This window comes from Paracoccus sp. (in: a-proteobacteria) (assembly GCF_039808215.1).
Classification (GTDB): domain Bacteria; phylum Pseudomonadota; class Alphaproteobacteria; order Rhodobacterales; family Rhodobacteraceae; genus Paracoccus.
This window is the reverse complement of sequence record NZ_JBDHSP010000097.1, coordinates 1-8,621: the sequence shown is the minus strand read 5'-3', so window position 1 is coordinate 8,621 and position 8,621 is coordinate 1. Positions and strand designations below refer to the sequence as shown.

8 protein-coding genes are annotated in these 8,621 nt (G+C 64.8%); 1 reads left to right on the top strand and 7 read right to left on the bottom strand.

Features of this window, described 5'->3' with window-relative positions:
- The first annotated feature begins 374 nt into the window (after nucleotides 1-374).
- On the top strand, nucleotides 375-1,085 hold the full coding sequence (locus WMK75_RS17390) for a GntR family transcriptional regulator (RefSeq protein WP_347268851.1): 711 nt from the start codon (nucleotides 375-377) through the stop codon (nucleotides 1,083-1,085).
- 81 nt (nucleotides 1,086-1,166) lie between these two features.
- On the opposite strand, the gene WMK75_RS17385 is transcribed toward WMK75_RS17390, so the two are convergent.
- The 7 genes from WMK75_RS17385 to WMK75_RS17355 form a co-directional block, all read right to left on the bottom strand.
- Nucleotides 1,167-2,618, bottom strand: coding sequence for an NAD-dependent succinate-semialdehyde dehydrogenase (locus tag WMK75_RS17385; RefSeq protein WP_347268850.1), 1,452 nt, complete (start codon nucleotides 2,616-2,618; stop codon nucleotides 1,167-1,169).
- A gap of 12 nt (nucleotides 2,619-2,630) precedes the next feature.
- Complete coding sequence (locus WMK75_RS17380; protein WP_347268849.1) at nucleotides 2,631-3,908, bottom strand: CaiB/BaiF CoA-transferase family protein; 1,278 nt, start codon at nucleotides 3,906-3,908, stop codon at nucleotides 2,631-2,633.
- Nucleotides 3,909-3,972: 64 nt separating this feature from the next.
- The gene (locus WMK75_RS17375) at nucleotides 3,973-5,016 is read right to left on the bottom strand and encodes a transketolase C-terminal domain-containing protein (RefSeq protein ID WP_347268848.1); all 1,044 of its coding nucleotides are present in this window, start codon (nucleotides 5,014-5,016) and stop codon (nucleotides 3,973-3,975) included.
- On the bottom strand, nucleotides 5,013-5,897 hold the full coding sequence (locus WMK75_RS17370; RefSeq protein WP_347268847.1) for a transketolase: 885 nt from the start codon (nucleotides 5,895-5,897) through the stop codon (nucleotides 5,013-5,015). Before WMK75_RS17370 ends, WMK75_RS17375 begins: the two co-directional genes overlap by 4 nt.
- Before the next feature lie 160 nt (nucleotides 5,898-6,057).
- Nucleotides 6,058-7,284, bottom strand: coding sequence for an aminotransferase class III-fold pyridoxal phosphate-dependent enzyme (locus tag WMK75_RS17365; protein ID WP_347268846.1), 1,227 nt, complete (start codon nucleotides 7,282-7,284; stop codon nucleotides 6,058-6,060).
- A 268-nt stretch (nucleotides 7,285-7,552) separates the two neighbouring features.
- Complete coding sequence (locus WMK75_RS17360) at nucleotides 7,553-8,395, bottom strand: ABC transporter permease (RefSeq protein WP_347268845.1); 843 nt, start codon at nucleotides 8,393-8,395, stop codon at nucleotides 7,553-7,555.
- Between the two features lie 2 nt (nucleotides 8,396-8,397).
- A partial coding sequence (locus tag WMK75_RS17355) for an ABC transporter permease subunit (RefSeq protein ID WP_347268844.1) occupies nucleotides 8,398-8,621 on the bottom strand: 224 nt, incomplete at its 5' end.

Below are 8,621 nucleotides of genomic sequence, written 5' to 3'. Positions count from 1 at the left end.
ACGGCCGACTCTTCCAGCGATCAGGGCAGCCATCATCGCCGTGCTCGAACGGCCAACCCAAACCCGATGTCCGCATTGCCGCCGCAGGCTCAGCCCTAAAAAGCTGCCAAAGCAGTGATAGCCTTGAAGGTCGGCGTGTGGTTCCGCCGCGGTCGTTTGGCCCTGGCCTCTCCTGTCGCGGCCATCATACCGACTTGGGGCAGAAACTCCACATATCCCACCTGTCCAGTTTTCCCGAGCCTGCTCTCTACGCGGCGGACACGCATCTGGTTAATCTCGTGTCGCGGCACTCTGGACTACCAGCCTTGCCAATAGTACCACCGGGATGAAAAGCCCCTCCTTGTCCATCGTGCAGACGAATGCGGTGATTTTTGATGCAGCCTGTCGTGGATATTCAAACGAAGAGCCTGTCATCGCAGGTCTATCTGCATCTACGCCAGCAACTCATGTCCGCCCGCTATCGCCCGGGAGACCGACTGAAAATACGTGACCTGGCCCAGGGTATGGGGACCAGCGAAACGCCCGTGCGCGAAGCGCTCTTGCAGCTCGTCAAGGACGGTGCGCTGGAGATGAAACCCGGCTACTATATCCGGGTCAGGCAGGTGAATCTTCAGGAGTATCTGGAGATCCGCAAAATCCGCCAGCTGCTCGAACCCTATGCCGCCCTTCAAGCCCTGCCGAATATCGATGACGCCCTCATCGACAGGCTGGCTGGCATTCACGAAACCTTGATCCAGGCGGAGCGGGACAGGGATTATCCGATGGCCTTGCAGGCCAATTACGATTTCCACTTCACGATCTATCGTCTGTCCCACATGCCGCACCTGATCGAGATACTCGAGCGCTTGTGGATACAGATCGGCTCGCTCCTGACCCTTCTCTATCCGCATGGCCATCCGACCTACGATGGGGACCATCAGCACCTCAACGTGCTGAAGGCTCTGCGCAGGCGGGATCCCCAAGCGATCAGCACCGCCATCGAAAGCGACCTCATGGAGGGCGGCCGCAACTTCCTGAGCTATCTGGAGGAAATCGAGCGCGCGCAAAACAGGGATGCCGCGAGGTCCGCGGAGAAGGCGCCGTAGTCCGGGTTTTGCTCTTCCGGACGGTGCCCCCAAGCGGCGCTCCGAAAGACGCATCCCGCAGATGTCGCCTCCACCGGCACGTCAGGCTGTCGAATGGCTGACGAACCGCGTGTTCAGATAGGCCTCCAGCGCATCCGCGCCTCCTTCCGTGCCATAGCCGGAATCGTTGATGCCGCCGAACGGAACTTCCGGCAGGGCGAGCCCGTAATGGTTGATGGACACCATACCGGTGGCGATCCTCGCCGATAGCCGGGCCGCGCTTGCCGCCGAGCGAGTGAAGACATAGGCGGCCAGGCCGTAATCGAGCCGGTTGGCCTCCGCCAGCGCCTCGTCGAGATCCCTGACGGGAACCATCAAGGCCATGGGTCCGAACGGCTCCTCGTTCATCGCTCGCGCCTGCTGTGGCACGTGCGAGAGCACGGTGGGCTCGAAGAAGTTGCCGGCGTTGCCGATGCGCTTGCCGCCGGTGACCAGTTCAGCGCCGTGTCGCATCGCATCCTGGGTCAAGTCTTCCATCGCCCGGACACGGCGCGGATTGGCGAGCGGCCCCATTGCGGTGCCTGCGACAAGCCCGTCACCGACACGTATGGAGCGCGCCGTCTCGCTGAAGCGCTCGACAAAGTCGTCATAGACCGTCTCGGCGACCAGAAAGCGCGTAGGCGCCACGCAAATCTGCCCCGCATTGCGGAATTTCGCAGCGGTCATGACGCGTACGGCCTGTGCGACATCGGCGTCGGGCAACACGATCACCGGCGCATGGCCGCCCAGCTCCATGGTCGCCCGTTTCATGTGCAGGGCCGCCAGCGCGGCGAGCTCTTTGCCCACGGCCGTCGAGCCGGTGAAGGAGATCTTCCTGATGACCGGATGTGGGATCAGGTAGTTCGATATATCGGCCGGCGTTCCGTAGACGAGATTGACGACGCCGGCCGGCAGGCCCGCGTCGACGAAAGCCCGCACCAGTTCGGCAGGGGCCGCTGGTGTCTCCTCCGGCCCTTTGACGATGATCGAGCAGCCGGCGGCGAGCGCGGCCGCCAGTTTGCGCACGGCCTGGTTCAGGGGAAAGTTCCAGGGCGTGAAAGCGGCGACCGGGCCGACGGGTTCCTTGGTCACGATCTGGCTGACGCCGTCCATGCGGGGAGGCACGACACGGCCGTAGGCGCGGCGAGCCTCCTCGGCGAACCAGTCGATGATGTCGGCGGCGGCGAGCGCCTCCAGCCGGGCTTCGGCAAGCGGCTTGCCCTGCTCCAGCGTCATCAGCGTGGCGATATGTTCGCTACGCTCGCGCAGCAGCGCGGCGGCCTTGCGCATGAGCTTGCACCGGTCGAACGCGGCGACGCCGCGCCAAATGCCGAAGCCGGCGGCGGCGGCGGCGAGCGCCTCGTCCAGATCGGCGTTCGCGGCATGAGCGCAGGATCCCAGAACCGCCTCGGTCGCGGGGTTGAAGACATCGAGGCAGGCGCCGCCACCCGCCGGCCGCCACAAGCCACCGATATGAAGCAGGACTTGCTTTGGATAGGAGGACGCGGACGGCACGGATTGTCCCTTTCAGGTGAAAGCTTGCGGCTCGACCGGCTCGGGTACGCCGATGGTGCCTGCCTCGCACAGGCGCCGGATGGTCTTCGTGTCATAGCCGAGCACGGTCTTCAGCACGGCTTCCGTGTCCTGCCCGAGCAGGGGCGGCGGGCGATAGGAGGCGACTTTCTGCGCGGCCAGGCCGTGCGCCGGCCCAATCAGCGACACCGGCCCGAGAGCGGGATGATGCAAGGTCTGCACCGTGCCGCGTTCGCGCAGATCGGGATTGTCCAGGACTTCCGGGACGGTCTTGACTTCACCTGCCGGTACGGCGACGGCGGCACAGGCGCGCATCCAATGGTCGCGCGTGCCGGTGGCAAAGACGGCGGCCAGTTGCGGGATAAGAGCGCTGCGGTTGAGCGCGCGGCATGCTGCGGTGGCGAAGCGCTCGTCCCTGGCCAGATCCGGCAGGCCGACCACTTTTTCGCACAGAGCCGCGAACTGACGGTCGTTGCCGACGGCGAGCGCGAAGCAGCCGTCCGCCGTCTGGAATACCTGGTAAGGAACCACCGCCGGATGCGCGTTGCCGAAGCGGTCGGGCGCCGCCGCGGTGTTGAGATAGCCGCTCCCGACATTGACGAGGAGATTGAGCGCGCAATCGTAGAGAGCAAGGTCGACATACTGGCCTGTCCCGGTGTGCTGACGCTCGAGCAGGGCCGCCAGGATCGACTGCACCGCGACCATGCCGCATACAATGTCGGTGATGGCCACGCCGAAGCGCATCGGCTCCCCGCCAGGTTCGCCCGTGATCGCCATCAGGCCGCTCTCGGCCTGCATGACGAAATCGTAGCCGGGGCGGGACGCGCCAGAACCGGTCTGTCCGTAACCGGAGATCGAGCAATAGACCAGGCGCGGGTTGATCTCGCTGAGTGCCTGCCAACCTATACCGAGACGGTCGGCGACGCCGGCGCGAAAGTTTTCCACCACGATATCGGCTTTACGCGACAGTTCGTGGATGATTGCCACGCAATCGGAATTCTTCAGGTCGAGCGCGATGCTTTGCTTGCCCCGATTGGCGCATAGATAATAGGTGCTGACCCCCTTGTAGTTGGGCACCGACCAGGCGCGTGCGTCGTCGCCGCCGTCGATGTTCTCGATCTTCCAAACTTCGGCGCCGAGATCGGCCAGGCTCATCGTCGCCCAGGGACCAGCGAGCACCCGCGACAGATCGAGGACCTTGACGCCTTCGAGGGGCAGGCGGGCGCGGCAGGCGGGAGGCGCGTCGGCAGCGGGCTTTGCGGCTTCGATCAAGATGCGTCTCCTCGGTGCAGTGGCGCCCTATCGGGACTGTCGCGGGGCATGGCCGAATGCGATGTCAGCCGGCTCTGGCCAGAAGCTCCCTGGCGGTACGGGTCACGCCATCGGCGTCCAGCCCGTAATGAGCATAGAGCGCGGCGGGCGGGCCGATCAGCGAGAACTCGTCATGGATGCCGTGGCGATGGAACGGGATGGCCGGTCCGCCCGCAAGCACCTCGGCGCCGGCGCTGCCGAGACCGCCGATAACGTTGTGTTCCTCCACGGTCAGGATCGCGCCTGTTTCGGCGACGGCCGCCTTCACAGCTTCACGGTCGATCGGCTTGACCGTATGCATGTCGAGGACGCGCACGCTGCGGCCCTCGCCGAGGAGCCTGTCGGCCGCCGCGAGGCTGGCATGGACCTGCGAGCCGGTGGCGATGATGGTGAGGTCGCGGCCATCACGCAGCATTGCGGCCTTTCCGAACCGGAATCCGGCCGGAATTTCGCCGTAGACCTCCGCATCTCGGCCGCGGCCGAGGCGGATGTACATGGCGCCCGGATGATCCAGCGACGCCCGCAGGATGGCCCGCAACTGGTTGGCATCCGCCGCGCAGACGACCGTCAGCTCGGCGATCGTGCGCATCATGCCAATGTCCTCCAGCGCATGATGGCTGGTGCCGTAGAACCCCATCGAGATGCCGGAGTGATGGCCGATGATGCGCACCGGCATGCGTGGATAGGCGCAGTCCGTGCGGATCGCCTCAGTGGCCAGAATCCCGCTGAACGCCGCGAAGGTGGCGACATAGGGAATCATGCCGCAGGAGGCCATCCCGGCAGCGGCCGTGATCATGTTGCGCTCGGCGATGCCGAAGTCGATGAATCGGCCAGGATGCCGATTGGCGAAATCGCGGGTGCGGCTGGAGTTGGCGAGGTCCGCGGTGGCCACCACGATGCGCGGATCGGTCTCGGCCAGATCGGCCAGTTCCTCGCCCAGGATGAAGGCCGGCATCGAATTTGCCGGGGTGCCACGGACGCTTTTGGCGTCCTTGAGCGAGATTTCCTTGTCGTCGCCGCGGAAGAGAGCGCTCTGGTCCTGTCCGGAATTGTCCATCTGTGCGGTCATCGCGTGTCCCCGTTGGCATAGGGCTTCAAGCCCTGCGAGATTTCCTCATAGGCGTCGTCGTAATCGGCTCCGACGAGGTTGCCGACATGCCAGTCGAGCGAAAGCTCCATGCGCTTGACGCCGCGCCCCTTGATCGTGTCGGCGATGATCATCTGCGGCTTGCCTTCACCGGCGGGCCTGAGGTCATCCAGTGCCTGCCGGATGGCCCCGAGGTCATGGCCGTCGATGCGCCTGACGTCCCATCCGAACGATTCAAAACGGGTATGTATAGGCTCGACCGACATGATCTTTTCTGTCGGACCGTCGATGCACAACTGATTGCGGTCGACGAGACCGATGAGGCCGCCGAGCTTGAATTGGCCTGCCGCCATAGCGGCTTCCCAGATCTGCCCTTCGTTGAGTTCGCCGTCGCCCAACATGCAGTAAGTCCGGTAGCTGCGTCCCTGCAACCGTCCGGCCAAGGCCATACCCAGCGAGATCGACAGGCCGTGGCCAAGCGAGCCGGAGGAGAAGTCGATGCCCGGTATCTTCTTCATGTCGGGATGGTCGCCGAACGCGCTGCCGAGCCGGGTGAAATCGTCGAGCCTGGACGGCTCGTAGAAGCCGAGATCGGCCAGCACCGGATAGAGTCCGATGGCGGCGTGGCCCTTGCTCAGCACGAAGCGGTCGCGGTCGGGCCATTTGGGGTTGGCGGGGTCGAGGCGCAGATGGGCGTAGTAGAGCGCTGCAAACAGCTCCGCGGCTGAAAAGGTGCTGGAATAGTGTCCGGCACCGGCGATACGGGTCAATCGCAGCGTTTCGAGTCGGATGAATTTTGCCCTGTCGGCGAGAAACTCTTCCGAAACATTTCGGCCTTTCCCTATGCGGCTATCGAGATTCACCGTCGTCGCCTCCTTCTTGATCCATGATATGTCCCGAATTGATCGTCGTCGGGGATCGCTGGCGCCGGATCATGGACAGGTGGGAAGGCGGGCTTCCCAGGCCTTTGGGCGCCATCTGCCCAGGACTCCCCGCCGCTGAGGCGGAGCCTGCCTCCACGGACTAAAGTCGCGCGACGATCGCCATCGCATCGTCGGTCGCCGCGAGTGCTTCATCGATATCCGCCTCGCTATGGGCGGCTGACAAGAACAGGGTGTGCGTCGGATGAATGTAGACGCCGCGCTCCAGAGCCTCGAGGCAGAAGCGGCTGCCGATGCGCCGTTCGGCATCATCCTCGAACAGGAAGACCGGCATCTGTACCGGACCGCTTTGCCGCAGCCTCACGCCGTGACGCGCGGCTTGAGCGTCAAGCCCGTCACGCAGGCGCTGGCCCATGGCCCGCATATGGCCGATACCGTCGGTGTTCCGCAGTTTGGTGATGGTGGCGATCGACGCGGCCATGGAGACCGCCGCCGTCCAGAACGAGCCGGTGATGTAGACCCTGGTGGCGCCGTCGCGGAAGCGGTCGTTCCCCGTAACGGCGGCGAGCGCATGCCCGTTGGCGATGGCCTTGCTCCAGGCCGCAAGGTCCGGCCGAACTCCGAGCAACTCCCAGGCGCCGCCGAGATGCAGGCGCAGGCCCGCGCGGACCTCATCGACGATGAGGGCCGCGTCGGCGGCATCGGCGAGGGCACGGGCGCAGGAGGCGAAGGCCGGCGTCGGCAGCACATGCTCCTTGCCGAGGTCGTGCTTGAAAGCCGACACGAGGATGGCCGCGAGGTCGTTCCCCGCCTGCTCCGCCGCAGCCTCAAGGCTCTGAACATCGTTGAATTCGTAATAGATCAGATGTGCGCGATCCTCCTCGGTTACGCCCGCGACGGACGGCGTGCACCACGGGATCGCTCCATGATAGGCCCCCCGCGCCAGCAAGATCTTGCGCCGGCCGGTACCGGCACGGGCGATCGTCACGCAGGCGGTGGTGGCATCGGTGCCGTTCTTGGAGAACATCGCCCAGTCGGCATGCGGAACCGTCTCGACGAAAAGTTCGGCAAGCTCGACCTGGCGGGCGCTGGGTCCGTTCATGCCGTCGCCCAGCGCGCGCTGAGCCGCCGCTGCAGCCTCGACGTCGGGGTCGTTGTAGCCCAGGACCATCGGACCCCAGGCGCACATGAAATCGATGTAGCTGCGGCCGTTGACGTCCCAGGTCCGGCAGCCCGCCGCGCGTTCGAAATACTGCGGATAACCGGCGGGGAGCCGTGAAACGCTCTGGTGACCCCACATGCCGCCAGGAACGACCCTGGCCGCACGGGCACGCAATGCTTTGTCAGCCTCGATGATCCGACGATCCATTTGACATCTCCCCACGGCGAGCAGGCCGCATCTGGCGGGTCTGTGATTTTGATATATCATATAACACAAATTGGCAAGCGGGAAGAGGCGGGCCGGCAGGGCTCCGACGGTGCCGGCCCGCCTCCCTGGTCATCCATCGATCGAACGGCTCGGCCACACTGCAGTTGGCGCTGACGAGAAAGACGCACGAAGATCGCGGATGGAACTTCGTAGTATTATCGGCGTCGTTCCGTGAATTCGGGCGACGCTCAGCCGATCTTTCGACCGCTCACCGGTTGCGTGGATCCATATAGTCGCGCAAGCCATCGCCGATGAAATTGCATGCCAGCACGATGGTCAGGATCGCAAAGCCCGGCCCGAAGGCGATCCACCACTGATAGAAATGGATAGCCGCCTCGGAAATCATGGCGCCCCATTCGGGCGTCGGCGGCGCGGCGCCCAGCCCGATGAAGCTAAGCGAAGCCGCCAGCAATGCCACTCCGCCGAAATCCATCGTGGCGTGGATCAGGATCGGCGTCCAACACAGCGGCAGGATATGCTTGAAGAGCACGCGCGACCGGGAGGCCCCGGCGACGATGGCGGCCTCCACATGCTCGCGCTCGCGAACTTCCAAAACCTGCGCCCGCATGAGCCGCGCATATATCGGCCACCAGACCAGGACCATCGCGATGGCCGCGTTCTCGAGTCCCGGCCCGAGCGAAGCGGCAACTGCCATTGCCAGCAATACCGGTGGAAACGAAAGGGTGATGTCGACAAGGCGCATGATGACCCCTCCGACGATCCCCCCGGCAAATCCGGCGATGGCGCCCAGCAGGGCGCCGATGGCGACCGAGGCGGACACGACAATCGCCGCGATGGGCAGTGATTGGCGCGCTCCGTAGAGGGTCCGGGTGAACACGTCGCGGCCGAGCGCATCGGTTCCGAGCGGATGGGCGAGGCTCGGCGGCCGCAGCCGCGCGCCCACCATGTCGAACTGCGAATAGGGCGCCCACAGATCGATCGTCGCGGTCACCACGACCCATGCGCTCAGGACGACGATGCCGAGGGCGAGCGGGGCGGTCAGCCAGGACGGCAGGCGCGCGGTTTTCGTTGCTTCGACGGAAATGGACATCATCAGCTCAGGCGGATGCGGGGATTGGCATAGGCGTAGGCGATGTCGGTCAGCAGGTTGACGAGGAGAAACGCCAACCCACCCACGATGGTGACGCCGATGATCGCCGGATAGTCCAGCGACCTGGCGGCATCGACCGCGTAGGAACCAACGCCGGGCCAGGAGAAGATCGTCTCGGTCATCACCGCGCCCGTGAGGAGATAGGCGAAGGAATGGCCCAGAATGG